This is a genomic window from Mycobacteroides abscessus ATCC 19977 (assembly GCF_000069185.1).
Lineage (GTDB): Bacteria > Actinomycetota > Actinomycetes > Mycobacteriales > Mycobacteriaceae > Mycobacterium > Mycobacterium abscessus.
Genome location: NC_010397.1, coordinates 1,206,102 through 1,230,138 on the forward strand (window position 1 = coordinate 1,206,102; position 24,037 = coordinate 1,230,138).

The 24,037-nt window shown below is 65.2% G+C and carries 27 protein-coding genes; 12 read left to right on the top strand and 15 right to left on the bottom strand.

Features of this window, described 5'->3' with window-relative positions:
- Positions 1-42 precede the first annotated feature (42 nt).
- Positions 43-1,260, bottom strand: a complete 1,218-nt coding sequence (locus MAB_RS06205) for an acetyl-CoA C-acetyltransferase (RefSeq protein ID WP_005066508.1) — start codon at positions 1,258-1,260, stop codon at positions 43-45.
- 50 nt (positions 1,261-1,310) lie between these two features.
- A complete protein-coding gene (locus MAB_RS06210; protein WP_005066509.1) occupies positions 1,311-2,318 on the bottom strand; it encodes an SGNH/GDSL hydrolase family protein in 1,008 nt (335 codons plus the stop codon).
- Positions 2,319-2,506: 188 nt separating this feature from the next.
- Between MAB_RS06210 and MAB_RS06215 the strand changes: the two genes are divergently transcribed.
- The 4 genes from MAB_RS06215 to MAB_RS06230 all read left to right on the top strand — a co-directional run bounded on the left by MAB_RS06215 (position 2,507) and on the right by MAB_RS06230 (position 7,000).
- A complete protein-coding gene (locus tag MAB_RS06215; RefSeq protein WP_005110002.1) occupies positions 2,507-3,592 on the top strand; it encodes an alpha/beta hydrolase in 1,086 nt (361 codons plus the stop codon).
- A gap of 81 nt (positions 3,593-3,673) precedes the next feature.
- A complete protein-coding gene (locus MAB_RS06220) occupies positions 3,674-5,083 on the top strand; it encodes a cystathionine beta-synthase (protein WP_005084259.1) in 1,410 nt (469 codons plus the stop codon).
- Positions 5,084-5,191: 108 nt separating this feature from the next.
- Positions 5,192-5,764, top strand: coding sequence for an RDD family protein (locus MAB_RS06225; RefSeq protein WP_005084261.1), 573 nt, complete (start codon positions 5,192-5,194; stop codon positions 5,762-5,764).
- Positions 5,765-5,827: 63 nt separating this feature from the next.
- The gene (locus MAB_RS06230) at positions 5,828-7,000 is read left to right on the top strand and encodes a cystathionine gamma-synthase (RefSeq protein ID WP_005084263.1); all 1,173 of its coding nucleotides are present in this window, start codon (positions 5,828-5,830) and stop codon (positions 6,998-7,000) included.
- Here MAB_RS06230 and MAB_RS06235 read toward each other — a convergent pair.
- Positions 6,997-7,668, bottom strand: coding sequence for a GOLPH3/VPS74 family protein (locus tag MAB_RS06235; RefSeq protein WP_005115227.1), 672 nt, complete (start codon positions 7,666-7,668; stop codon positions 6,997-6,999). The two genes, MAB_RS06230 and MAB_RS06235, sit on opposite strands and share 4 nt — an antisense overlap.
- Positions 7,629-7,844, bottom strand: a complete 216-nt coding sequence (locus tag MAB_RS25140; protein ID WP_005110006.1) for a hypothetical protein — start codon at positions 7,842-7,844, stop codon at positions 7,629-7,631. The genes MAB_RS06235 and MAB_RS25140 overlap by 40 nt, the downstream gene beginning before the upstream one ends.
- Between MAB_RS25140 and ilvA the strand changes: the two genes are divergently transcribed.
- Together ilvA and MAB_RS06245 are read left to right on the top strand one after the other, a co-directional pair.
- Positions 7,806-8,954, top strand: coding sequence for a threonine ammonia-lyase (gene ilvA, locus MAB_RS06240; RefSeq protein WP_005110008.1), 1,149 nt, complete (start codon positions 7,806-7,808; stop codon positions 8,952-8,954). The genes MAB_RS25140 and ilvA overlap by 39 nt on opposite strands.
- A 122-nt stretch (positions 8,955-9,076) precedes the next feature.
- Positions 9,077-9,985, top strand: coding sequence for an endonuclease domain-containing protein (locus tag MAB_RS06245; RefSeq protein WP_005092905.1), 909 nt, complete (start codon positions 9,077-9,079; stop codon positions 9,983-9,985).
- Positions 9,986-10,017: 32 nt separating this feature from the next.
- On the opposite strand, the gene greA is transcribed toward MAB_RS06245, so the two are convergent.
- Entirely contained in the window at positions 10,018-10,512 is a 495-nt protein-coding gene (gene greA, locus MAB_RS06250) for a transcription elongation factor GreA (RefSeq protein ID WP_005059312.1), read from the bottom strand.
- 265 nt (positions 10,513-10,777) lie between these two features.
- Positions 10,778-11,197 carry a DUF4307 domain-containing protein gene (locus MAB_RS06255; RefSeq protein WP_005059315.1) on the bottom strand — a complete coding sequence of 140 codons (420 nt, stop codon included), beginning with the start codon at positions 11,195-11,197 and terminating at the stop codon, positions 10,778-10,780.
- Positions 11,198-11,295: 98 nt separating this feature from the next.
- Here MAB_RS06255 and mca point away from each other — a divergent pair, with 98 nt between their 5' ends.
- The 5 genes from mca to MAB_RS06280 are packed head-to-tail and all read left to right on the top strand — an operon-like array spanning position 11,296 to position 15,414.
- Positions 11,296-12,165: a mycothiol conjugate amidase Mca gene (gene mca, locus MAB_RS06260; protein ID WP_005059316.1), complete on the top strand. Its 870-nt coding sequence runs from the start codon at positions 11,296-11,298 to the stop codon at positions 12,163-12,165.
- Positions 12,162-12,452 carry a hypothetical protein gene (locus MAB_RS06265; protein WP_005073999.1) on the top strand — a complete coding sequence of 97 codons (291 nt, stop codon included), beginning with the start codon at positions 12,162-12,164 and terminating at the stop codon, positions 12,450-12,452. Before mca ends, MAB_RS06265 begins: the two co-directional genes overlap by 4 nt.
- Positions 12,442-14,418 carry a thioredoxin domain-containing protein gene (locus MAB_RS06270; RefSeq protein ID WP_005084267.1) on the top strand — a complete coding sequence of 659 codons (1,977 nt, stop codon included), beginning with the start codon at positions 12,442-12,444 and terminating at the stop codon, positions 14,416-14,418. Before MAB_RS06265 ends, MAB_RS06270 begins: the two co-directional genes overlap by 11 nt.
- A gap of 11 nt (positions 14,419-14,429) precedes the next feature.
- Positions 14,430-14,804 carry a nuclear transport factor 2 family protein gene (locus MAB_RS06275; RefSeq protein WP_005084268.1) on the top strand — a complete coding sequence of 125 codons (375 nt, stop codon included), beginning with the start codon at positions 14,430-14,432 and terminating at the stop codon, positions 14,802-14,804.
- 28 nt (positions 14,805-14,832) lie between these two features.
- Entirely contained in the window at positions 14,833-15,414 is a 582-nt protein-coding gene (locus tag MAB_RS06280; RefSeq protein WP_005084269.1) for a hypothetical protein, read from the top strand.
- Between the two features lie 7 nt (positions 15,415-15,421).
- Here MAB_RS06280 and trhA read toward each other — a convergent pair whose 3' ends face one another.
- Positions 15,422-16,162, bottom strand: coding sequence for a PAQR family membrane homeostasis protein TrhA (trhA, locus tag MAB_RS06285; protein WP_005084270.1), 741 nt, complete (start codon positions 16,160-16,162; stop codon positions 15,422-15,424).
- Positions 16,163-16,260: 98 nt separating this feature from the next.
- Here trhA and MAB_RS06290 point away from each other — a divergent pair, with 98 nt between their 5' ends.
- A complete protein-coding gene (locus MAB_RS06290; RefSeq protein WP_005059325.1) occupies positions 16,261-17,043 on the top strand; it encodes an isoprenyl transferase in 783 nt (260 codons plus the stop codon).
- On the opposite strand, the gene MAB_RS06295 is transcribed toward MAB_RS06290, so the two are convergent.
- From MAB_RS06295 to MAB_RS06330, 8 genes are read right to left on the bottom strand one after another with little or no spacing between them, the layout of a single operon-like run.
- On the bottom strand, positions 17,044-17,898 hold the full coding sequence (locus tag MAB_RS06295; protein ID WP_005114066.1) for an SDR family NAD(P)-dependent oxidoreductase: 855 nt from the start codon (positions 17,896-17,898) through the stop codon (positions 17,044-17,046).
- On the bottom strand, positions 17,898-19,145 hold the full coding sequence (locus tag MAB_RS06300; protein ID WP_005110013.1) for a cytochrome P450: 1,248 nt from the start codon (positions 19,143-19,145) through the stop codon (positions 17,898-17,900). Before MAB_RS06300 ends, MAB_RS06295 begins: the two co-directional genes overlap by 1 nt.
- Before the next feature lie 5 nt (positions 19,146-19,150).
- Positions 19,151-19,708: a Cif family virulence factor gene (locus MAB_RS06305; protein WP_005084274.1), complete on the bottom strand. Its 558-nt coding sequence runs from the start codon at positions 19,706-19,708 to the stop codon at positions 19,151-19,153.
- 11 nt (positions 19,709-19,719) lie between these two features.
- Complete coding sequence (locus MAB_RS06310; RefSeq protein WP_005059330.1) at positions 19,720-19,920, bottom strand: ferredoxin; 201 nt, start codon at positions 19,918-19,920, stop codon at positions 19,720-19,722.
- Complete coding sequence (locus tag MAB_RS06315; protein ID WP_005088630.1) at positions 19,920-21,281, bottom strand: cytochrome P450; 1,362 nt, start codon at positions 21,279-21,281, stop codon at positions 19,920-19,922. Before MAB_RS06315 ends, MAB_RS06310 begins: the two co-directional genes overlap by 1 nt.
- Positions 21,278-22,105, bottom strand: a complete 828-nt coding sequence (locus MAB_RS06320) for an SDR family oxidoreductase (protein WP_005059332.1) — start codon at positions 22,103-22,105, stop codon at positions 21,278-21,280. Before MAB_RS06320 ends, MAB_RS06315 begins: the two co-directional genes overlap by 4 nt.
- Positions 22,105-23,334, bottom strand: coding sequence for a cytochrome P450 (locus MAB_RS06325; RefSeq protein ID WP_005110014.1), 1,230 nt, complete (start codon positions 23,332-23,334; stop codon positions 22,105-22,107). Before MAB_RS06325 ends, MAB_RS06320 begins: the two co-directional genes overlap by 1 nt.
- The gene (locus MAB_RS06330) at positions 23,331-23,918 is read right to left on the bottom strand and encodes a TetR/AcrR family transcriptional regulator (RefSeq protein WP_005092909.1); all 588 of its coding nucleotides are present in this window, start codon (positions 23,916-23,918) and stop codon (positions 23,331-23,333) included. Before MAB_RS06330 ends, MAB_RS06325 begins: the two co-directional genes overlap by 4 nt.
- Positions 23,919-24,037: the final 119 nt, after the last annotated feature.

Below are 24,037 nucleotides of genomic sequence, written 5' to 3' on the forward strand. Positions count from 1 at the left end.
CGAACCCGCCGCAACACGGCGTGTCGACGAAAAAGGGGAGAACTAGGCGAGCCGCTCGATGACCATCGCCATACCCTGGCCGCCACCCACACACATGGTCTCGACACCGAAGGTCTTGTCGTAGGTGGTCAGGTTGTTCAGCAGGGTGGCGGTGATGCGGGCACCGGTCATGCCGAAGGGGTGACCCAGCGCGATCGCACCGCCGGAGACGTTCAGCTTGTCCTCATCGATGCCGAGCGCGCGCGCCGAGCCCAGCACCTGGACGGCGAACGCCTCGTTGATCTCGAACAGATCGATGTCGCCAATCGACTTGCCCGCGTTGGCCAGTGCGCGCTTGACGGCCTCGATCGGGCCCAGGCCCATGATTTCCGGCGACAGGCCGGACACACCGGTAGAGACGATGCGCGCCAGCGGGGTCAGGCCCAGCTCCTTGGCGCGCACATCGCTCATCACGACCAGCGCGGCCGCACCGTCGTTCAGCGGGCAGGCGTTACCGGCAGTGATGGTGCCGTTGGGGCGGAACACCGGCTTCAGCTGGCTGATGGCCTCGTAGGTGGTGCCGGCGCGGGGGCCGTCGTCCTTGGCCACGACGGTACCGTCGGCCAGCGTCACCGGGGTGATCTCGCGCTCGAAAAAGCCATCGGCAATGGCCTTTTCGGCCCGGTTCTGGCTGCGCACGCCCCAGTGGTCCTGGTCCTCACGGCTGATGCCGGTGTGCAGTGCCACGTTCTCGGCGGTCTGGCCCATCGCGATGTACACGTCGGGGGTCAGGCCGTCGTTGCGCGGGTCGTGCCATTCGGTGGCACCCTGTGCCGCGGTCGCGGTGCGGGCCTCGGCGTCGGCGTACAGCGGGTTGTGGCTGTCCGGCCATCCGTCCGAAGTGCCCTTCGGAAAGCGCGAAACCGTCTCCACACCAGCGGAAATGAATGCGTGACCCTCGCCGGCCTTGATGGCGTGGAACGCCATGCGGGTGGTCTGCAGCGACGACGAGCAGTAACGGTTGACGGTGGTGCCGGGCAGGAAGTCGTAGCCCAGCTGTACCGCCACCGCGCGACCGATGTTGAAACCGGCCTCGCCGCCTGGCTGACCGCAGCCCAGCATCAGGTCGTCGACATCCTTGGGGTCCAGTGCGGGCACCTTGTCGAGGGCGGCGCGCACCATCTGCGCGGCCAGGTCATCCGGCCGCATGCTCACCAGCGAGCCCTTGCCGGCTCGCCCGATCGGGGAGCGGGCAGTGGAAACGATCACGGCTTCGGGCATGAAAACTCCTGAATATAGGGGATTTAGTACTGGTTCTACTCCCCAGGAATCTAATGCAGCGATGCGACGGGCAGATTGTCGGGCCGGTCTGCGGGCTCGGTAATGCTTGTCGCGATCTCCGTAGCGTTGCGCCGCCAGATGCGGCTCAGGACGCGTAACCGGGCGCTCATGGTCTGTGACTCGGCGGCCGCGGACACCCACGGCAAATCCGGGATGGGCCCGCCGGTCCATTCGCCCAGGGCATGCGCGACCGCCGGCAGCAGCAGCCGTGCTGCCAGCGCATACCCGGCGGCCGAGGGGTGGTAGTGGTCGTCGGCGAACATCTCTTCGGGCGCCTGCAGAAACTCCGGCGCCAGCAGGTCGGCAAGCGGAACGGGAACACCACCGGTGGCCCGCACCGCGGCGGCCTGGAAATGCGCCAGGCGCAGTCCGCGGGAACGCACCACCGCGCGCAGCGGCTGCGGTATGGCGGTGATCACGCCGAAGTCGGGGCAGGTGCCCACCACGACGACAGAACCGGCCGCGCGCAATCGCCGCACCGCGTCACCCAGGCGCTGGGCGGAAGCCCGCACCGCGTTGAGCGAGGTCACGTCGTTTGCGCCGATCATGATCACGGCAGCGTCCGGCGGTGGGCCGATGATCGACATGGCATCGATCTGTGCGGCCAGTCCCTTGGAGGTGGCACCGGATATCGCCTTGGTGGACAAGCGGATTCGCTTGCCTGACTCCTCGGCCAAGCCGCGTGCCAGCAGCACCCCCGGTACCTCGTCGGGTATGTGACAGCCGTACCCGGTGGCTGTGGAGTCGCCGAAGATCGCCAGGTGCAGGTCGTACTGCACGCCACGGGTGTATCGGGTGACCGGGCCACCACCGCGCTCGTACACCCCATCGGCCACCGGGGGAGCGTCGTGAGTCTTCGGGATGACCCGGCGAACCTGCCTGGCCTGCGCGTTCAGGAAGCTGTACGCGCCCCAGACGCCGGTACCCATCGCCGCGCCTGCGGCCCCGGTGCTCAGGGCCGCCCAGATCGTCCGTCTCCGTGTGGCGAGGATGCTCACGGTGGCTATTTTCAACGACCACGACACACGGCGCCAGTCCTCTGACCAGCATCACGGGAAATGAGGCGTGGACGATGCGGTATCGAAAGCGGTTTGTTGCTTGTTGATAGGTATAGTCCATCGGACGCTAGCTGGCAGCTAGCAGTTAAGCGTCACAGGACACTGGCTAGGCAAAGGAGCCTGAACAGATGACCGCACCGAAGCGCGCACCCGAATACGGGCCTGCGGGGTCTGCTAGATCCTCGCTGAGTGCCGTGAATACGCTGGTCCGCGGCCTGCCGTTGAGTGACGGCGCCGCCGTCGAAGTGATCGAGGACGCCGCCAGCCTGGCCGGACGGCTCCTTGGCTTCGGTGTCCGGATGACGGTGCGCACGGTACTGCAGATCGGCAGCCACGCGCCCACCTTCCCCTACCCGTTCGGGTTGATCGAGGAGCTCGGCCGGGTGCTGGTGCCGCCGCGCGGCACGGTCAAGGCGACCGTCACCCTGCCGAACACCAACGCGCGGCTGATCCGCGCCAAGGGTGTGGGGCCGGCCGACGGAACCGGACGCGTGGTGCTGTATCTGCATGGCGGCGCGTTCATCGTCGGTGGCCCAAACACCCACAGCGCCATGGTGTCCACCATCTCTCAACATGCCGATGCGCCGTGTCTGGTGGTCAACTATCGGATGCCGCCCAAGGCCTCGCTGGATCAGGCCATCGACGATTGCCTCGACGGATACCGCTGGCTGCGCGCGCAGGGGTACGCGGCCGAACAGATTGTGCTGGCCGGCGACTCGGCAGGGGGTTTCCTGTCCGTCGCGGTGGCCGAACGTCTGTTGGCCGAAGACGGTGAAGCACCGGCCGCGCTGGCCCTCATCTCGCCGCTGATCGAACTGGATCCCGCGGCCAAGGTCGCCCATGAGAACGCCAGGACCGATGTCATGTTGCCGCCCAACTGTTTTGAGGCGCTAGAGAAGATCCTCACCAAGGCAGGCGGTGGAATACCGCCACAGGAGATCATCGACAAGGTCGACGGCCGCATGCCACAGACGCTGGTGCACTGCTCAGGGTCGGAGGTGCTGCTCTACGACGCCCGCTTGCTGGGGAAACGCCTCGCCGAGCAGGGTGTGCCCGTGGAGATCAAAATCTGGCCCGGCCAGATGCACGTCTTCCAGGTGGCCACCAAGGTGGTCCCCGAGGCCAAGAGATCGCTGGCACAGATCGGCCAGTACATCCGCGACGCCGTACCCGGGACTTTCCCGGCCGAGTTCGCCGCGCCCGCGGCGGTCTGATCGGCGTTCTGGGCCCTCGCCGGATGCCTGTGTGGGAGCCTCTGCGCGCGGGACACTCATCGGTCTAATAGCGTTACCTGCATGCGCATCGCCCAGCATGTCTCGGATCTGATCGGCAACACCCCTCTCGTCCGGCTCAACTCGGTGGTGCCCGAGGGCTGCGCGACGGTGGCCGCCAAGATCGAATACCTCAATCCCGGCGGCAGCTCGAAGGACCGCATCGCCGTCAAGATGATCGAGGCCGCCGAGGAGGCGGGGCTGCTCAAGCCTGGCGGCACCATCGTCGAGCCCACCTCGGGCAATACCGGGGTTGGGCTCGCGCTGGTCGCGCAGCGCAAGGGATACCACTGCGTGTTCGTGTGCCCCGACAAGGTCAGCGAGGACAAGCGGAATGTGTTGCGGGCCTACGGGGCCGAGGTCGTCGTGTGCCCCACGGCGGTTCCGCCGGAGCATCCCGACAGCTACTACAACGTCTCGGACCGCCTGGTGCGTGAGATCGAGGGCGCCTGGAAGCCCGACCAATACTCCAACCCGAACGGCCCCGCCAGCCATTACGAGACCACCGGCCCGGAAATCTGGGCCGATACCGACGGCAAGATCACCCATTTCGTCGCCGGGGTGGGCACCGGTGGCACCATCACCGGCGCGGGCCGATACCTCAAAGAGGTCTCCGGCGGCCGCGCAATAGGCGAGGTCAAGATCGTCGGTGCCGACCCGGAGGGGTCCGTCTACTCCGGCGGCACGGGCCGTCCCTACCTTGTCGAAGGTGTGGGAGAGGATTTCTGGCCCTCTGCTTATGACCCCAGCGTGGTCGACGAGGTCATCGCGGTGTCCGATGCCGACTCCTTCGAGATGACCCGGCGGCTGGCGCGAGAAGAAGGGTTGCTGGTCGGCGGATCCTGCGGCATGGCCGTGGTGGCGGCAATTCGGTTGGCAGAGAAGGTGGGCCCCGACGGACTGGTCGTGGTGCTGTTGCCGGACGGTGGCCGCGGATACTTGTCCAAGGTGTTCAACGACGCCTGGATGTCTTCGTACGGATTTTTGCGTAGCCGTTTGGACGGCAGCGTCTCCGAGCCCACCGTGGGTGACGTGCTGCGTGGAAAGTCCGGTGCGCTACCTGATTTGGTACACACCCATCCGTCGGAGACGGTGCGCGACGCCATCGAGATCTTGCGCGAGTACGGGGTGTCCCAGATGCCCGTGGTGGGGGCCGAGCCGCCCGTCATGGCGGGCGAGGTGGCCGGATCGGTCTCCGAAAGAGAGCTGCTGTCAGCGGTATTCGAAGGCCGGGCACAGCTTGCCGATGCCGTCGCTCAGCACATGAGCCCACCATTGCCGCTGGTCGGCTCGGGTGAGCCGCTGAGTACCGCCGGATCCATGCTGCGCGACACCGACGCGGTGATGGTCGTCGACGAGGGCAAGCCCGTTGGTGTCATCACCCGCCATGACCTGCTGGGATTCGTCTCATCCGGTAGGGGCGTACGGCACTGATTTTCGCGCCAAATCGTTTCGCAGAAGCCAACCTGTGGAAACGCTGAACGCGTAATGTCCTCTGTTGCTCGACGCTGATGCGTGTCATACGAAACTGGAGGACATATCGTGACCGAAGTTCCACCACCCCCGCCGCAGGGTCCGGGCGGCTACCCGCCGCCGCCTCCTGCTGCCGGTGCGCCGGCGCTGCCGGGCGGTAATTTCGAAATCTGGATCCGGCGTGTCGGTGCGTACATCATCGACGTCATTCCCGTGGCTCTGCTCAGCGGAATCGGCGGCGGGATCGCGGGCGGCACCGCTACGACCGCTGATTGCGTCGGCGACTCCTTTGGTGACCCCATGACGGGCGGGATGAGCTACGTCAGCTGCCAGCCGGAGTACACCGGCGTGGGCTGGGCGGCCTACATCCTGTTCAGCCTCGCGGCGCTTGCGTTCGCGGTGTGGAACTGGGGTCTCAAGCAGGGCACCACCGGATCGAGCATCGGCAAAGGCCTGCTCGGCATCCGGGTCCTCGGTGAGGCCACCGGCCAGCCGATCGGTTTCGGGATGTCGGTTGTCCGCCAGATCGCGCACTTCCTCGACGCTGTCATCTGTTACATCGGCTTCCTGCTGCCGCTCTTTACGGCCAAGCGTCAGACGATCGCCGACATGCTAGTGAAGACCGTCGTCGTTCCCAAGTAGAAGTAATCGTCAGGCGGCGCTGGGCTGTCTCACTCCTATCGGTCCGGTATAGGCTCGGACCCGATGAGTGAGCAGCGCAGCGCCGCCGACGCGTCTCGGTGGCAAGGGTTTTCCACAAGGGCCATCCACGGCGGTTTCCATGCCGATCCGCAGACCGGTGCGGTCAACGTGCCGATCTACGCCAGTTCGACCTTCGCCCAGGACGGCGTCGGCCAGCTGCGTGGAGGATTCGAATACGCACGCACCGGCAATCCCACGCGTGCTGTTCTCGAAGCCTCTTTGGCGGCATTGGAAGACGCCCACTTCGGCAGGGCGTTCAGTTCCGGGATGGCGGCCACCGACTGCGTGTTGCGCGCGCTGCTGAGGCCGGGCGATCACCTGATCATCCCCAATGATGCCTACGGCGGCACCTTCCGGCTGATCGACAAGGTCTTCTCGCAGTGGGGGATCAGACACACTCCGGTGCCGGTGGCGGACGTCGATGCCATCCGCGCGGCAATTACCCCCACCACCAAGCTGATCTGGCTGGAGACGCCGACCAACCCGCTGCTGAGTATCGCCGATATTGCGGCGGTCGCCCAGGTGGCGGCGGAGCATTCCGTGAAGCTGTTGGTGGACAACACTTTCGCCTCACCGGCGCTACAGCAGCCGCTGAATCTCGGCGCCGATATCGCGCTGCACTCCACCACCAAATACATTGGCGGACATTCCGATGTCGTTGGGGGAGCCTTGCTCACCAACGACGAGGAGCTGGACACCGCCTTCGCGTTCCTGCAGAACGGGGCGGGTGCGGTGCCGGGCCCGTTCGACGGCTACCTGACCTACCGGGGTATCAAGACCTTGGCGTTGCGCATGCAGCGACACAGCGAGAACGCGCAAGCGGTGGCCGAGTACCTGGCCGGCCACTCCGCCGTCGCGCAGACGATCTACCCGGGGCTGGAAAGCCACCCGGGGCATGCCGTGGCCGCCAGGCAGATGCGTGGCTTCGGCGGCATGGTCAGCGTGCGGTTGGCCGGAGGACGCCAGGCGGCACTCGACTTGTGCTCGCGAACAGAGCTTTTCATTCTGGCTGAGTCCTTGGGCGGGGTGGAGTCCTTGATCGAGCACCCGGGAGCCATGACGCACGCGTCGACTGCGGGATCGCTGCTGGAGGTGCCGGACGATCTGGTGCGGTTGTCGGTGGGCATCGAGGAGGTCGGCGATCTGATCGGCGACCTCGAGCAGGCGTTGCGTTAAGACATCGAATGTAGGGCCGCCGAGATCACCGCGGCGGTCACCGCGAGATTGACTGCCGGGCCCCGGTTGTCGCGGGTCTGGGCCGCCCACCCGCCGTCGGCGATCGTTTGCGACCAGCGAGAAACCTGCTGCTTGCCGATGGGATCCAGACTCAAGATCGCGTCGAATCCATTGACCCCGTGCAGCACCGCGATGATCGCGGCAGTGCTGGGTGAGGGCGGAGCGTAGTGGAACAACACATCGGTAACCCCCTGGCGTACGGCGTTGGCGCGCTCGTTGTTGGTCACCGGCCAGTACTTGTCCGGGAACAGTCGGCCGCCCATGCGGACCGTGTGGATGTCTCCGGTGATCTCCAGCCGGTGCAGCATTTGGGACTCGACCCCGCGGCCCACCTTGGCGATCGCCTCGGTGGGATCCATCGGCCGCCGCCGCAGTCGGTGTATCGCTCGGTCGAGTACCGGATCCCCGATGTCGGGTGCCTGGAGCACCAGCAGATGGCCTGCCTTGGTGGGTTCCCCGTGCGTGGCGGGCCGAATGCGTTGCGCCAGAGCAAGATCCAATACGATCGCGGCAGCCAGGGCCTGCGAGCGTCGATTCTTGTCCAGCAGGGGCCGTCCCGACGCGTTGTTCAGCAACAGAAGCAGGAGGTCCTCCGCAATCTGTGGCATGAGGGGACAATAGCGGCAGAACTGGTGACATGATGCCTGGCATGGCCATGGAGACATCGGGAGCAATAGGGTTGGTAACGGTCCAGGAGATCCAGGAGGTAGCCGAGCGGCTGGCCCCTGTGATACGGCGCACACCGATGGTGGCCTTCCGTGCGCTGAGTGACCGCTGCGGGCACGAGGTGCGGCTCAAATGTGAAAACCTGCAACGCACAGGATCTTTCAAACCGCGTGGTGCCTACAACCGGATCAGCCAGCTGCCCGGCGAGCAGCGCGTCAATGGTGTGGTGGCAGCCAGCGCGGGCAATCATGCCCAGGGCGTGGCCTGGGCGGCGACCACCCTGGGCATCCCGTCGACGGTGTTCATGCCGGTGGGGGCGGCGTTGCCCAAGATCGTCGCCACCCGTGCGTACGGCGCGACCGTGCACCTCACCGGCTCCACCATCGACGACGCGCTGTTGGCCGCGACCGAGTTCGCGGCGGAAACCGGTGCGGTGCTCATCCATCCGTTCGACCATCGCGATGTGGTGGCCGGGCAGGCCACCGTCGGGCTTGAGATCCTGGAGCAGCTTCCGGAGGTGGGCACCATTGTGGTGCCCGCGGGCGGCGGCGGCTTGGTGGCAGGGGTCGCCGCGGTGGTCAAGGCGGCGCGACCGGCGGTTCGGATCGTCGCGGTGCAGGCCGCCGGTGCGGCGGCCTGGCCGGTGTCGCTCAAAGCCGGGCACCCGGTGGCACTGGAATCCATGGACACCATGGCCGACGGCATCGCCGTCGGTAAGCCCGGGGCGGTGCCCTTTGAGCACGTGGCCGCCCTGGTCGACGACGTGGTCACGGTCAGCGAGGAAGCGCTGTCGCGGGGCCTGCTGTTGTGCCTGGAGCGCGCCAAGCTGGTGGTGGAACCTGCCGGCGCCGCCGCGGTAGCGGCGCTGCTCACCCTGTCCGCCGAGGAATTGGGCCTCACCGGGCCGGTGTGTGCGGTGCTTTCGGGCGGCAACATCGACCCGTTGCTGCTTACCCATGTCATCACCCATGGATTGCGGGCCGCCGGTCGCTATCTGACGGTTCGGGTCACCGTCGCCGACGCGCCGGGCGGACTGTCGGGTCTGCTGGATGTCTTCCGGGCCTCCGGTGCCAGCGTCGTCGACGTCACGCACTGGCGGAACAGCGAGCGGCTGCGTCTGGGCGAGGTGGATGTGCTGGCGACCGTCGAGACGCGGGGGCCCGAACACCGTCAGGCGGTCCTCGACGCAATTGTCGCGGCCGGCCTGACGGTCCAAGAAGAGCGGTAGCCCCCGCCCCCAGCCCTCAACGAGTGCGAGCCTGACGCGGAAATCTGCCCTGAAACCCGCGTGAGGCTCGCACTCGATCGGGGGCGGATGGGTTGTCGGTCGTCGGTGTGATGCTGACGGCCATGGGGGATATTCCATGGCCGTTCCGCTCGACCGAGATGCTGTCCACGGGCGCTGTGACGGAGCACTACATACGCACCCGCTACCGGCAGCTGTATCCGGGCATCTGCGTTCCGCGTGAGGTGGAGGTGAGCGCAACGCAGCGCGCGTACTCGGCGTGGTTATGGACCGGGCGACGTGGTGTGATCGCCGGGCTGGCGGCTTCGGCAGTGCATGGCGCCAAATGGGTCGAAGCCGGGGTAGTAGTCGACCTGATCCACCGTCACCATAAGACGGCCAGAGGCTTACGGATCCATCGAGACACGTTGATGGACAACGAGATTGATCGCATCGAGGGGATTGCTGTCACGAGTCCGGCGCGCACCGCCTTCGATGTGGGTAGGTGGCTGCCGCAGGCTGGAGCCGTCGAGCGGATAGATGCTCTTATGGCTGCGACGGGCTTGGTAACTGAGCAGGTCGAGGACGTCATGAAGAAGCACAAAGGGGTGCGCGGCCTGGCTCGGCTGAGGAGCGTGTTGGCGCTGGTCGACGGAGGTTCCGAATCGCCGCAGGAGACCAGAACTCGGCTGCTCTTAGTGAAATCGGGTTTTCCGCCGCCCCAGACGCAAATACGGGTGTTCAATCGCTACGGCGATTTCATCGCCCGTATCGACATGGGCTGGGAGGACTTGAAGGTCGGTGTCGAGTTCGATGGAGCTCAACACTGGTTGGACGCCCGCCAACGATCGCACGACATCGATCGGGCCTCGGAGTTGGCGGCGCAGGGCTGGGCCATCGTGCGGGTGAGTGCCGAGATGCTGCGGCACCGCGCGGGCACGGTGGTCGCCCGTGTCGATGCGGCCCTCAGAAATGCCGCCCGGCCCACAACGAGTGCGAGCCTCACGCGGATTTCAGGTCAGATTTCCGCGTGAGGCTCGCGCTCGATCGAAGGACTATGAAGGAATCACTCGTGGTACGGCTCGGCGCTGACCAGCGTCACCTGCACCTCGGTGCCGTTGGGCACCGTGTAGCTGCGGGTCTCGCCGACCTTGGCGTCGATCAGGGCACCACCGAGCGGTGAGCTGGGGGAGTACACCTCGAGCTTGCCGTCCTTGACGCCCTCCTGACGGGTGGCGATGAGGAAGGTCTCGGTGTCGCCCTTGTCGCCGTCGTAGTAGACCTTGACGACGGAACCGGGCAGCGCGACGCCGGACTGGGTGGGCGCCTCGCCCACCTTGGCGTTGTTGAGCAGTTCCTGCAGCTGACGGATGCGCGCCTCCTGCTGGCCCTGCTCCTCGCGGGCGGCGTGATAGCCGCCGTTCTCGCGCAGGTCTCCCTCTTCGCGGCGCTCGTTGATCTCGGCGGCGATGACGGGGCGGTTGGCGATCAGTTGGTCGAGTTCCGCCTTGAGCCGATCATGTGATTCCTGGGTCAGCCAGGTCACCTGGGTGTCGGTCATGGTGCAGGTACTCCTTGTCTCAGGCCAGCAACGTCCACTGGCGCTCATCTATCGGGTGCCGGGTCGGGTGCATTGCTGCGGGTTTGACTCTCCAAAATGCAGCAATACACGGTCCCAGCAGGGATCCGTGTATCCGCTCAGCATACCACTGTCGCTGTGATGTTCAGCCCATTTTTGGTGGAGGTTTGCCGGATGTGAACGTTGCCGACGTGTGGTTGATGGCCCCCGGCGCGGTTCGGCGGCGCCGCCGGCGGAAAGTTTTAGGTCAGGACGCCACCAGATAGGACGGAATGGCCAGGCTGCATCCGTAGACGTCTCCGGTCACCGGGGGCCGTGTTGTCTTCACCAGGGCTGTGACCGGCACGGATCGTTCGGCCGACGGTGGCACCAGCACCTCGCGCCGTCCCGTCTCGCTGCCGTCGATGGAGCGTGCCCGCAGGATGCAGACCGCAGGTTTGGATGGGTCCTTCCGTTCCACCGAGGCGGTGACGGAGACCGTCGAGGAGTCCACGAGTTTGTAGGCGGAAAGTTCGCCCTTCACGTCGCCAGGGCCCAAACGGTTATATCCGATCGCGGCGATTGCGACCCCGGCCACGATCACCAATGCGGTCAGTGCGATGGCGATCCAGCGTCCGCGGCCGGGCGTCGCGGGCTTGGTGCCGTATCGGTCCTCTGGTCGCTGCACGGGTCAACGGTATGCCGGGTATACCCGAGATGAAACGATGGGGGAGGTGAGTCCTCTCCCGAGGGCAGTGAACGGACCAGAAAGAGGCGGGCGCACGGGTGACCGGATTGCGATTGATGGCGGTGCACGCCCACCCCGATGACGAGGCCAGTAAGGGCGCCGCCACCACGGCGCGGTATGCCGCCGAGGGCAACGAGGTCATGGTGGTGACCCTCACCGGCGGTGAACGCGGCGACATCCTGAACCCGGCCATGGACCGTCCCGAGGTGGCCGCGAACATCGGTGCCATCCGCCGCGAGGAGATGGCCAAGGCCGCCGCCGAGCTCGGCGTGCGGCACCGCTGGCTGGGTTACGTGGATTCGGGACTGCCGCAGGGCGACCCGCTGCCCCCGTTGCCGTCGGATTCGTTCGCCCTGGTGCCCATCGAGGAACCGATCGCCAAGCTGGTCGCGGTTGTCAGGGAGTTCCGCCCGCACGTCATGACGACCTACGACGAGAACGGCGGCTATCCGCATCCGGATCACATCCGGTGCCACGAGGTCTCGATGGCGGCCTTCGAGGCCGCGGCGGACCCGGAGCAGTTTCCCGAGGCGGGTGAGCCGTGGACGGTCAGCAAGATCTATTACAACCACGGATTCATGCGAGCGCGTATGCAGTTGCTCAATGACGAGTGCAAGAAGCACGGGTACAAGGGTCCGTTCGACGAATGGCTTGAGCGTTGGCCGGCCGATGACGACACCTTTGATCGCCGGGTGACCACGCGGGTGCCGTGCGCAGATTTCTTCGATGCCCGCGACGCGGCGCTGCGTGCGCATGCGTCGCAAATCCCGCCCGACAGCAGCTTTTTCGCGGTCCCACGCGAGTTCGAGCGGAAATTGTGGCCCACCGAGGACTTCGAGCTGGCGAAGTCACGCGTGCCGACGAGCACGCCCGAGGATGATCTGTTCGCAGGAGTTGAAACCAAATGATGTTGATGGACGCCGTGCTGGTGCTCGCCGACGAGAAGAGTCCGACCAATATCGGACCGGACTTCGGTAAGGCCGGTCCCTTCGGTTTGACGGTGGTGGTGCTGCTGATGGTGGGTACCTTCTTCCTGATCCGGTCGATGAACTCGCATCTGCGCAAGCTGCCCGAAACCTTCGATCCGGAACATCCCGAGGCCGATCAGGCCGTCGACGACGGCACGGTGGGCGCGTCCGCCGAAGAACCCGAAACATCTTCGGATTCCGCCGACCAGCGGGGCGATGACCGTTAACAGGCTCGGCGAGGCGACCAGCCCATACCTGCGCCAGCACGTCGACAACCCGGTGCACTGGCAGCAGTGGACCCCGGAAGCGTTGGCCGAAGCGCAGTCTCGCGATGTGCCCATCCTGTTGTCGATCGGGTATGCGGCCTGCCATTGGTGTCATGTGATGGCTCACGAGTCCTTCGAGGACGACGAGGTCGCCGCCGTCATGAACGCCGGTTTCGTCAACATCAAGGTCGACCGGGAAGAGCGTCCGGACCTGGATGCCGTGTACATGAACGCCACCGTCGCGATGAACGGCCAGGGCGGATGGCCCATGACGTGCTTCCTCACCCCGGACGGGCGGCCCTTTTATACGGGCACCTACTACCCCAAACAGGGCTTTCTGCAGCTACTTTCCGCGGTGCGGGAGGCCTGGGAGCGGCGCCGCGATGAGGTGGAAGAGGCGGCGTCGAGTATCACCGGACAGCTGCAAGCGATGTCGGGCCGGCTGCCCGCGGGACCGGGCGTGGACATCGCACTGTGCGATACCGCGATTGCCGCGATCCTCCCGGCCGAGGACGTGCGTTTCGGGGGTTTCGGTGGGGCGCCCAAGTTTCCGCCGTCGGCTCTGCTGGAGGCGCTGTTGCGGGGGTACGAGCGCACCGGGGATGCCCCCGTGCTTGCCGTGGTGGCCCGCACCGCCGCGGCGATGGCGCGCGGTGGCATCTATGACCAGTTGGCCGGAGGTTTCGCGCGATACAGCGTGGATGCGGCCTGGGTGGTGCCGCACTTCGAGAAGATGCTCTACGACAATGCGCTGTTGCTGCGTTTCTACGGGCATCTGGCACGCCGGACCGGAGACGCGCTGGCGCGGCGAATTGCTTCGGAAACGGCCGATTTCTTGCTGAATGAGCTACGGGTGGGAGAGCTGTTCGTCTCGTCCCTGGATGCCGATGCCGACGGCTCCGAAGGCTCCACCTATGTGTGGACCCCGGAGCAGCTGGCCGAGGTTCTCGGGCCCGAGGATGGTGCCTGGGCGGCAACACTTTTCGAGGTGACGCCGACGGGAACATTCGAGCGCGGCAGCTCGGTGTTGCAGCTGTTGCGCGACCCCGAAGACGCGGCGCGGTGGCAGCGCGTCCGTCAGGCGCTGCTGGCCGCTCGCCTGGTGCGCGTGCAGCCCGGCCGCGACGACAAGGCCGTGACCGCCTGGAACGGGCTGGCGATCACCGCGCTCGTCGAAGCCTCGGTCGCTCTGGACCGCGATGACCTGCTGGAGGCGGCGGGCGGGTGTGCCGCCGCGCTGCTGGAGCTGCACCTGCGCGACGGCCGGTTGCGGCGCGCGAGCCTGGGCGGTCAGGTATCCGAAGGCGACGGCGTGCTGGAGGACTACGGCACCCTCGCGACGGGCCTGCTCTCGCTGTATCAAGTGACGGGCCAATGGCGTTGGCGTGAGGCCGCCGCGCAGCTGCTGGACGCCGCGCTGGATCATTTCGCCGACCCCGAATCGCCCGGCGCCTGGTTCGACGTCGCCGACGATGCCGAACAACTGGTACTGCGGCCCAGTGATCCGCTGGACGGCGCGACCCCATCCGGGGCATCGTCGGTGACCGAAGCCCTACTGACCGCCGGGTACCTGCTGGAGGACCCTCGCTACCGCGAAGCCGCGTATGCCTCGCTGGCAGCGGCCTCCATGGCGCTGGCACGCGCACCGCGATCGGCCGGGCACTGGCTGGCGGTGGCCGAGGCCGCCGTCCGTGGCCCGATCCAGGTGGCGGTGGCCTGTGACGCCGAGACCTCTGCACTGTTGAGGAGTGCCCGGCTGTTGGCCCCCGGTGGCGCGATTGTGGTTGGCGGGGTGAAGGATTCGAGCGAGTTGCTCCGCGACAGGGGACAGATCGGCGACGCCGATGCCGCCTATGTGTGCCGAGGTACCGTCTGCGATCTCCCGGTCACCGGGACCCAACAATTAGACGCCGCGTTGGGTAGGTAGCGTCCGGGAGTATGACCGTAACCCGCGAACACGTTCTCGCCGTCGTCCAGAGCTACTGCGACCTGCTCACCTCCGGCACCGCGGCGCAGATCGCTGACCTATATGCCGACGATGCGACCGTCGAGGACCCACTGGGCGCCGACGTGCTCAAGGGCCGCGAGGCGATCCAGGGCTTCTACGCCACCATCGAGCCGCTGGATCGTCACGGCGAGCTGAAGCTGGTGCGGGCCACCGATAACGAGGCCGCGTTCAACTTCGAGCTCACCATCAGACATGACAACGGCGGCATGGTGATCGCGCCGATCGACGTGATGACCTTCAACGACGAGGGCAAGATCACCTCGATGCGGGCCTTCTGGACCCAGGACGACATCAAGCAGCTCTAGACCGCTTGCGGCGCTGTATGTTCGCCGCATGATTGCCTCTGCACGCGACCAGCTCGAGGGGCTGGGCTTTCTGTACAGCTATCTGCAGCGAGTCTTCGTCTTCACCAGGACGATGCAGATGCTGGACCCGCAACGCCCTGTCGACGTGAACGCCGACGAGCTCAAGGCGGCCCTCGACCTCGTCGGCGATACGGTCCGGCAGTTCGATTTCGAAAGCGGGCTGAGCGTGGCGCGGCGTGCGGCGCTCGGCCCGATCATCGCGGCGGTGCGTGGCTGGATCGACGGGAACCGGCCACAGCCGAATGACTCGCGTGCGCGGGCGATCGCGCACGCCGCGAGCGCGGCCTACTTTGACGAGCACCTGAACTCGGCTCGTATTCACCTTGGGGACCACTACGACGCCGACTACGCCGACTACTGCAGGCAGCGCGTCCTGCTGCTCCAGGCTTGGGTTCGGCAGGTGAGCTCGATCGTCGGGAAAACCGCGGACGGGGTGCCGTTAACGGGTGACGAGGAATCGGCACTCGGCCGCGTCGTCCACGCGATGGCTGCCGACGACGCCGAATCCGTTGTCCGGAACTTCGCCACGGTTCAGGCAGTGCTCGCGTGAGGAGTCGTTACGCGAAGACGGCGAACCACACCGCGATGTAGTGGCATGTCGCCGCGATGACCGTTGCGGCATGGAAGAACTCGTGGTGCCCGAAGTGCAGTGGCCATGGGTTGGGCCACTTCGCCGCGTACAGGATCGCGCCGATGCTGTACAGGGCGCCGCCGACGATCAGCAGCACCACCGCGGCCACCCCGGCGCCGTTCAGCAGCGTGGGGAAGAAGCCGACGGCTACCCAGCCCAGCAACAGATACAGCGGCACTCCCACCCAGCGCGGAGCCGTCGGCCAGCACATCTTCAAGATCACCCCGGCCAGCGCGCCACCCCACACGATGGCCAGCACCAGATTGCCCTCCGACGGCGGCATAGCCAGCATCGCGAAGGGCGTGTAGCTGCCCGCGATGAAGACGAAGATCATCGAGTGGTCGAGCCGTTTCATCCAGGTGCGGGTGGTCGGTGATGTCCAGTTCACCCGGTGGTAGGCGGCGCTGACCCCGAACACGCCCAGCACGGTGAGGCTATAGATCGCGGTTGCCAGGCCGGCTTTCGGTGAGCGCAGCGACCACGCGACCGAGACCAGCACGATCCCGGTCACGATGGCGATCACGCAGGCATAGAAATGTATCCAGCCGCGTGCCTTGGGTTTGATGGGAAGCGTTTCGATGCCGCCCACCAGTGCGGCCATCGGGATGGAGAGTTCGGACGTCGGTGCTTCCGGTGCTTCAGGTGCAGGAGACTCATCGGTCTGCATGCGTCACAGTATCGCGTTCCCAAAGTCAGGTTTGTGAAGGTTGTGTGCAGATCCATATCCGCTGCTCCGGCCCGCGTGCGGCTCGCTAGGCTGGATCCGTGGAGATCATCCCGCCGAGACTGAAGGAACCGCTGTACAAGCTCTACGAAATGCGGCTCCGCCAGGAGTTGGTCAAGGCGTCGAAACCGCGGCATATCGCCGTTCTGTGCGACGGAAACCGGCGTTGGGCGCGGTCCGCGGGCTATACCGACGTCAGTCACGGGTACCGGATGGGGGCCCGCAAGATCAGCGAGATGCTCGGCTGGTGCCAGGATGCCGGTGTCGAGATGGCGACCGTGTATCTGTTATCGGCCGAGAATCTGACACGCGACCCCGACCAGCTCACCGAGTTGCTGGAAATCATCACCGATGTCGTCGAGGAGCTGTGCGCCCCGCAGAACAAATGGAGTGTGCGCAGTGTCGGTGATCTGGATCTGCTGCCCGATGAGGTGGCGGAGCGCATGCGGCAGGCCGTCAAGTCCGCACCTTCGGATGCCGGTTTCCATGTCAACGTGGCGGTCGGTTACGGGGGGCGGCAGGAGATCACCGATGCGGTGCGCACCCTGCTGAACAAAGAGCTGGCCAACGGCGCCTCCGCCGAGCAGCTGGTGCAGGCGGTGACCGTCGACGCCATCTCCGAGAACCTCTACACCTCGGGGCAGCCCGACCCCGACCTGGTGATCCGGACCTCGGGGGAGCAGCGGTTGTCAGGGTTCCTGCTCTGGCAGAGCGCCTATTCGGAGATGTGGTTCACCGACGCCTATTGGCCCGAGTTCCGGCGGGTGGACTTCCTGCGCGCGCTGCGCGATTACGCCGCGCGAAACCGGCGGTTTGGGCAGTAGTCAGCGTCTGCCCATCAGGTCGTCGATCTCCTCCATCGACCACGGTGCGTCCAGCGCGTGATCGCGGTATCCCAGCGGTACCGGCGTCTGGCGCTTGAAACGTCCGATGAAACCGCCCGCGGCAAGAAAGATCTGTCCGGTGACGCGGGCAGACAGATCGCCTGCCAGGTAGGCGTACAGCGGTGCCACGCACGCTGGCGGTGCCGGCACCAACGACGCCTGCAGGGTCATGTCGTCGAGCAATCCCCGGGTGTGCAGATCGTGCAGGTGCGCGGTGTACTCCGGTCCCTCGGACAACCGGGTGCGGGCACCCGGGCAGATCACGTTGGCGCGCACGCCGCTGCGTTTCAGCTCGGCGGCGATCGCCAGCGTGAGTCCGTTGACGGCCGCCTTGCCCGCGGGATATCCCGTGCCGCCGTAGATCCCTAGGGAAGCAGTCGATCCGGTGTTGATGATGGCCCCGTGTCGCTGCTGAACCATGAGCGGCGCGACCACACGGCAGGTGTGGAACACGGTGCCCAGATGTGCGTCGATGAGCCGGTGGAAGTCGCCGGAGGTGATGGTGAGGATGGACGAGCCGGTGGGTTCGGGTATGCCCGCGCAGTTGATCAACGCATCGATGCCACCGTACTGGGTGCGGCAGGTGTCGATCAGATCCGTGGCCGTCCGCTCGTTATCCGGCGCGCCGACAAAGCCGACCGCCGTGCCACCGCTCGACGTGATCGCACCGACGGTGTCGTCGACCACGTCGGCATGACGGCCGTTCACCACCACATTGGTGCCCAGCTCGCCGAGTAGCAGCGCCACCGCACGGCCGATGCCCCGGCTACCCCCAACGACAACACAATTGGGCATCAGTGCGTGACGGGGCAGTACGCCGTGTCGAACTTCTTGATCCCGTTGATCCAGCCGGAATGGAACCGGGGCGCATCCCCGATCCGCGAGATGTCCGGCATGCGGTCGGCGATCTTGTTGAAGATGATCTCCAGTTCCGCCTTCGCGAGGTTGGCCCCCAGGCAATAGTGGGCGCCGGTTCCGCCGAAGCCGAGATGCGGATTGGGATCGCGGGTGATGTCGAAGGTATGCGGGTTCTCGAACACCTCTTCATCGAAGTTGGCCGACGGATAGAGCATGACGACGCGTTCGCCCGCCCTGATGCGTACATCGCTGATCACGGTGTCCTGCAGTGCTGTTCGCTGTTGCGATATCAATGGCGAGGTGTACCGGACAATCTCGTCAACCGTAGTACTCGGGCGGGCGGACTTGAACAATTCCCATTGGCCGGGGTGTTCCAGGAAGGCCATCATGCCCATGGTGGTTGCGTTGCGGGTGGTTTCGTTGCCGGCAACCGACAGCATCACGACAAAGAACCCGAACTGTTCCGGGGTGAGTTGCTCACCGTCCACGGTCCCGGTGAGCAGCCGGGATACCACGTCATTGCCCGGACAATCGCGGCGCTGCTCGGCGAGCTGATACGAATATCCGAGTATCTGGGCGGCGCCGACGCGCGGGTCGATCTCCACATCCGCCTCGTCGTACCCGGTCATCTGGTTGCTCCACTCGAAGAGCTTGACACGGTCTTCTTCGGGGACACCGATCAATTCGGCGATGGCCTGCATGGGTAGCTCACTGGCGACCTCGCGCACGAACTCGCCGTGCCCGCCTTCCAGGGCTGCCCGCACGATACGTTCGGCACGTTCCTCCAATGTGATACGCAGCGCGGCGATGGAACGAGGGGTGAACATGCGTGACACCAAACCGCGCAGCTGAGTGTGCTCGGGAGCGTCCTTGTTGATGAGGACCGAGAGCGTGGCCTGGAACTCCTCTGGGCTGATGTGATCCTCTAGACGGGGGATGGCGCCCTTGCGGCCCGACGAGAAGGTATCGGTGTGCAGCGAAACCTCCCGTACATCACGGTGTTTGGAAATCACCCAGTATCCCTCGTCGGCGAATCCGCCGACCGTGCGCGGCTGCGGGTTCCACCAGACGGGCGCCTCGCGGCGTAGCGTGGCGAACTCCTCATGCGGCATCCGGTTCCCGTACAACTCGGGATCGGTGAAGTCAAAGCCCTCCGGCAGGCCCAGCTCCGCAGCGGTCTTCATGGCGGTCACCAGAGGGGTACCGGGGTCTTGCCCAGGGGGTAATAACCGGGCACCTTCTCGCCCGACAGGCCGCGCTGGATGCGCTTCTGCATGCCCTCGCTGAGCTTGCCGGCCTTGATGAGGTCCATGTACAGGGCTGAGACATGGCCGAAGTCGAAGAAGTCGCGTTGCCAATTCCATTGGCCGTTACCGGCATACCGGAACCAGCTGCCGCCGATGCCGTAGACGCTCAGATCGTCACCGCCGGCTTCATCATTTCCACCGGTGACCACTTGTTTCCAGAACCCGATCACCTCGCCCTGCTTATCGTCGACGATCACCTTCTGATACGGGTATGTCCAGCCCTCCAGGCCCTCCATCTCCTGGCCGAGTGCGATATCGCGGATCTCGTCGATGCCGACGCACATCACGTCTTCCTTGGGGCCGATGTTCCAGCCGTAGGTGGCATCATCGGTGTAGAAGCGTGCCAACGGTTTCCAGTCGCCTGCTTTCTCGGCGTCCAGGTTGGCCTGCAGCCAGTCCGCGACGACATCGTCGAGTTCCTGGCGGGGGAATTGCGGCATCGTTGACGCTCCTATTTTTCGGTGATGAACAAAGCTCTGGCAGGGCATTCCTCGACCGCTCGCTCGATCTCGTCGCGGGCGTCGTCGGGCGGTTCGTTGTTCAGAATTTCGACGGTGCCGCGCTTGGGCACACGGAAGTAGTCGGGGGCTTCCAGCTCGCACATGGCGTGTCCCTGGCACAGATCGGTGTCGACGTCGACCCGGTAGGCCATCAGGCGCTCCGCTTGCGGTAACGAACCTTGGCCGGCTGCGCCAGCTGGACCACCATCTTCGAGTGGTCGTTGTGATACGAGTCGGCGGGTTGGGCCATCTCAAACTCGTATTCGCGCAACAGCACCGAGAAGATCGCCTTGATCTGCATGGTGGCGAAGGCGGCCCCCACACAGCGATGCCGGCCCGCGCCGAACGGTATCCACGTCCAGCGGTTGACGATGTCTTCCTGGCGTGGCTTCTCGTAGCGATCGGGCACGAAGCCGTCCGGGTTCGGGAAGTCCTCGGCTATCCGATTCGAGACGGCAGGGGAGGCGGCCACCATGTCCCCGTCGTGAATGGGGAATCCGCCCACCTCGAATTCGCCCTTGGCGACACGCATCAGGATGATCAGGGGCGGGTGCAGCCGCAGCGTCTCCTTGAGTACGTTCTCCAGCTTCGGGATCTGGCGCAACGCATGGAAACTCACCTCGCTGCCGTCGGCGTACAGCTCGTCGAGCTCGTCGATCACCTGAGATTGGATATCCGGGTGCCGCAGCAGTTCGATGAGTACCCAGGATGCCGTCCCCGAGCTGGTGTGGTGGCCCGCGAACATCATCGAGATGAACATCCCGGTGATCTCGTCGGCGGTGAAGCGCGGATTGCCGTGCTCGTCTTTGATCATGATCAGCACATCGAGCATGTCGCGCTGGCTCTTGTCCGTCGGAGAATCAGCGGACCGTTGTACTCGGCCGTTGATTATCTCTTGAACCAGCGCCACCAAGCCTGTTCGCGCCTCGTCGCGCTGGCGGAAGCTCTCGATCTCCAGGTAGGGGTCCACGTAGCACAGCGGATCGGTCCCCTGCTCCAGCTGGTGGTACAGATGAGCGAACCGGCCGTCGAGTTCGTCCCGAAACTTCTTGCCGATCAGGCACGCCGAGGAGGTGTAGATGGTCAGCTCGGCGAAGAAGTCCAGCAGGTCGACTTCACCGCTTTCACCCCAGCGCGAAATCATCTGCCGGACTTCATTTTCGATGGTTGCGGCATGGCCCTTCATCTGCTCGCCACGCAGCGCCGCGTTATGCAGCATCTCCTTCCGGCGTTCGGGATCGGCGTCGAACACCACGCCCTTGCCGAAGATGGGCGTCATGAACGGATAGGCCTCGGCCTGGTCCAGGTCTTCGTCGCTGGAGCGGAAGAAGAACTCGTTGGCCTCGGCGCCGGAGAGGAAGACGACCTGCTTGTCGGCGAGCTGGAAGGTGCCGACGTTCCCGCATTCCGCACGGATGCGCTTCATCAGTGCGATGGGATCGGTGCGGAACTCTTCGAGGTGGCCGTATTGGTCCTCGCCGCCGGAGACCCGGGGAACGGTGGGCGTGGTCATGAGGGCATTCCTTCCTCGCCGAGCTCAAGCTTCTGTTTGTCCGCCGGTGCATCCTTGAGTGGTGCTTCCGGCTGCACTTCCATCTCCGGGATATGTGCGCCCCGTGGTGTTTCGGCCACGAAGGTCACCGCACGCGCGATATCGGAGGGGCGCAGGAAGTAGGAGTGGCGGGCCTGGCCCCAGCTCTTCCAGTCCTCCAGCATGGGACCAACCTGCTCGGCGGACAGCTGCCAGCCCATCGAGGTCAGGGTGGGCCCCGGATGCACGATGGACGCCCGGACGCCGGTGCCTTCCAGTTCCATGCGCATGGTGTTGACCATCGCCAGCAGTGCGGCCTTGGCGGCCCCGTAGGCCCCCATATGCGGGCGCTGATGCAGGGCGACATCGGAGCCGATGAAGACAACATCACCCCGTCGCCGCGACACCATGTCGGGTACCACCTCGGTGGCGAGCTGATTGGCGCCCAACAGATGCACCTGGATCTGCGCGGCAAAGGTCGCGGCACTCATCTCGTGTACCCGGCCGGGATACATGTCCCCGGCACCGGATACCAACAGATCGATCTCCCCGAGTGCGTCAATACTTTCCGCGACGAAGGATTTCACGGAATCGGCATCGGTGACGTCCAGCGGAAACGCGACGGCCTCACCGCCGTCGGAGCGGATCTTCTCGACGAGCTCGGTCAACTTATCCACGCGGCGGGCGCCCAGCGCGACCGGAAAACCCCTACCGGCCAGTTCGATTGCGGTGGCCGCTCCGATGCCCGACGAAGCCCCGGCGATGATGGACGGTCGCCGGGCCGGATGTGGCTCGAATCGGGGCATCAGCGTCCCTCTCTCAACTGCACTGTCATGGGCAGATGGGCGAATCCGCGGACATTACTGGAATGCACACGTACGGAATTTCTTTCGTCGATCTCGTAGCCGCTGATCCGGGTGAACAGTTCGGTCAGGGCCACCTTGGCCTCCATGCGGGCAAGGTGCGCGCCGAGACAAAAATGTGCGCCACTGCCGAAGCTCACCAGTTTGGCGCCGATCTCACGGCCGATGCGGTACTGGTCGGCGTCGTCGAACACCCGGTCGTCGCGGTTGGCGGAGCCGGGGAGCAACAGCAAGATATCCCCGGCGGGAATCTTGGTGTCGTACACCGTTATATCCTCCGCGACCGTGCGGGCCAGTATCTGGCTGGAGGTGTCGTAGCGCAACGACTCCTCCACCCACAGCGGTATCCGGTCGTGATCGGCGTGCACGGTGGCGAGCTGGTCGGGATTGCGGTGTCCCCAATAGACGGCGTTGGCCAGCAGTTTGGTGGTTGTCTCGTTGCCGGCGATCACCATCAGGAACAGGAAGGCGAGCACCTCCTCGTCGGTGAGCCGGTCGCCGTCGATTTCCGCTTGCAGCAGGGCCGATGTCAGATCTTCCGTGGGCCGGCGCCGTCGTTCTCTGACCATCTCGATGTAGTAGGTCATCAGGTCGAACGACGCCTGGATGGCCTCCGGCGGTACGTCGGCCAGACCGTCCTCGCGATGCATGACGCCATCGGCCAACTCCCGAATGCGGGCCCGGTCGGACTCCGGAACGCCCATCAGCTCGGAGATGACGTCCATGGGCAGCTTGCCCGCGTACTCGGCGATGAAGTCGAAAGATCGATCGGAAGCGTTGGCCAGTGCTCGATCCAGGTGTGTGCGGGCGAGTGCGACGACCTGCCCCTCAAGTTCACGGATTCTCCTGGGGGTAAAGCCCTTTGATACCAGCGCGCGCAGCCGAAGGTGCTCGGGGTCGTCCATCGCCAGGAACGACATGACCAGTTTGGCGTGTGGCCCGAAGGACGCCTTGTCCATTGAGACCCCATTGGCGTTGGAAAGTGCTTCGCTGTTCCGGAAGCCCTGTAGCACATCGTGGTGTCGCGACAGCGCCCAGAACTTCAGGTCGTCGTTGCGATAGAGCGGTGCCTCGTCGCGCAATCGCCGGTAGTACGGGTACGGGTCTTCGTGGAAGTCGTAGTCGTACGGGTCGAAAACCAGTGGTACTGCTGACGTTTCGGCTACTGTCATTCCTTCTTCCCCAACATGAGATCCACGACGAAGGTCAGCTTGTCCGCGATCTGGTGATACGTGAAGGTGCCGCTTCCCGCGTGCATGAGGGCGCCGAAGAACGTCATCTCCAGGGCCGACACCACACGAGGGTCTGCGTCCGGTCCCATGGCAGAGCGGATCCTGCGATGGATTTCCAGCCCGATCTTGTCCCGGACGGCACGCACGGCCTCGTCGTTGTTGCTCAGCAGGGCGGTGGTGCAGCCGGTCGCGATCTCGGGTTCATCGGCCACCACCAGCGCCAGGCTCCGCAGTGTTTTGGTCACTCGTGCGGCCTGGGTGTCGTTGACGTCGGTGAAGTAGGGCGCCTCATGAATGAGGTCGAGGTAGATCTCGGCGACGAGATGGCTCTTTGAAGAGAAATACGTGTATGCCGTGGCGGGGGCGACCTTGGCGCGGGCGGCGACGCCACGGATGGTCATGTCCGCATAGGTGGTCTCGCCGAGCATCTCGCGGCCCGCGGTGACGATCTTGCGGATCGTCTCTTCTTGCCGCCGGTTCCGTGGCGTTTCTTCTGTGAGGGGCACCACAACTTCACTGGACACGTGTCCAGATTAGCGCGGAGCGCATGGGCCGGCAAGGTTGAGTTTGAAAAATGCTGTCCAACACCAATTATTTGTCCCGTTCTGATGGCGGCCTTGCCATGCTGGGATTTCCATGGTTA

Bases quoted from the DNA above. Each gene is read 5' to 3' on its own strand.
- ilvA (WP_005110008.1), top strand. From the start codon at position 7,806: ATGGTGGCCTTCCGTGCGCTGAGTGACCGCTGCGGGCACGAGGTGCGG.
- MAB_RS06300 (WP_005110013.1), bottom strand. From the start codon at position 19,145: ATGAAGACCGCTGCGGAGCTGGGCCTGCCGGAGGGCTTTGACTTCACC.
- MAB_RS06235 (WP_005115227.1), bottom strand. From the start codon at position 7,668: ATGCCACAGATTGCGGAGGACCTCCTGCTTCTGTTGCTGAACAACGCG.
- MAB_RS06270 (WP_005084267.1), top strand. From the start codon at position 12,442: ATGACCGTTAACAGGCTCGGCGAGGCGACCAGCCCATACCTGCGCCAG.
- MAB_RS06305 (WP_005084274.1), bottom strand. From the start codon at position 19,708: ATGCCGCAATTCCCCCGCCAGGAACTCGACGATGTCGTCGCGGACTGG.
- MAB_RS06315 (WP_005088630.1), bottom strand. From the start codon at position 21,281: ATGACCACGCCCACCGTTCCCCGGGTCTCCGGCGGCGAGGACCAATAC.
- MAB_RS06280 (WP_005084269.1), top strand. From the start codon at position 14,833: ATGATTGCCTCTGCACGCGACCAGCTCGAGGGGCTGGGCTTTCTGTAC.
- MAB_RS06265 (WP_005073999.1), top strand. From the start codon at position 12,162: ATGATGTTGATGGACGCCGTGCTGGTGCTCGCCGACGAGAAGAGTCCG.
- MAB_RS06295 (WP_005114066.1), bottom strand. From the start codon at position 17,898: ATGCCCAATTGTGTTGTCGTTGGGGGTAGCCGGGGCATCGGCCGTGCG.
- MAB_RS06310 (WP_005059330.1), bottom strand. From the start codon at position 19,920: ATGGCCTACCGGGTCGACGTCGACACCGATCTGTGCCAGGGACACGCC.
- MAB_RS06205 (WP_005066508.1), bottom strand. From the start codon at position 1,260: ATGCCCGAAGCCGTGATCGTTTCCACTGCCCGCTCCCCGATCGGGCGA.
- MAB_RS06220 (WP_005084259.1), top strand. From the start codon at position 3,674: ATGCGCATCGCCCAGCATGTCTCGGATCTGATCGGCAACACCCCTCTC.
- MAB_RS06325 (WP_005110014.1), bottom strand. From the start codon at position 23,334: ATGACAGTAGCCGAAACGTCAGCAGTACCACTGGTTTTCGACCCGTAC.
- MAB_RS06230 (WP_005084263.1), top strand. From the start codon at position 5,828: ATGAGTGAGCAGCGCAGCGCCGCCGACGCGTCTCGGTGGCAAGGGTTT.
- MAB_RS06245 (WP_005092905.1), top strand. From the start codon at position 9,077: ATGGGGGATATTCCATGGCCGTTCCGCTCGACCGAGATGCTGTCCACG.
- trhA (WP_005084270.1), bottom strand. From the start codon at position 16,162: ATGCAGACCGATGAGTCTCCTGCACCTGAAGCACCGGAAGCACCGACG.
- greA (WP_005059312.1), bottom strand. From the start codon at position 10,512: ATGACCGACACCCAGGTGACCTGGCTGACCCAGGAATCACATGATCGG.
- MAB_RS06275 (WP_005084268.1), top strand. From the start codon at position 14,430: ATGACCGTAACCCGCGAACACGTTCTCGCCGTCGTCCAGAGCTACTGC.
- MAB_RS06215 (WP_005110002.1), top strand. From the start codon at position 2,507: ATGACCGCACCGAAGCGCGCACCCGAATACGGGCCTGCGGGGTCTGCT.
- MAB_RS06320 (WP_005059332.1), bottom strand. From the start codon at position 22,105: ATGCCCCGATTCGAGCCACATCCGGCCCGGCGACCGTCCATCATCGCC.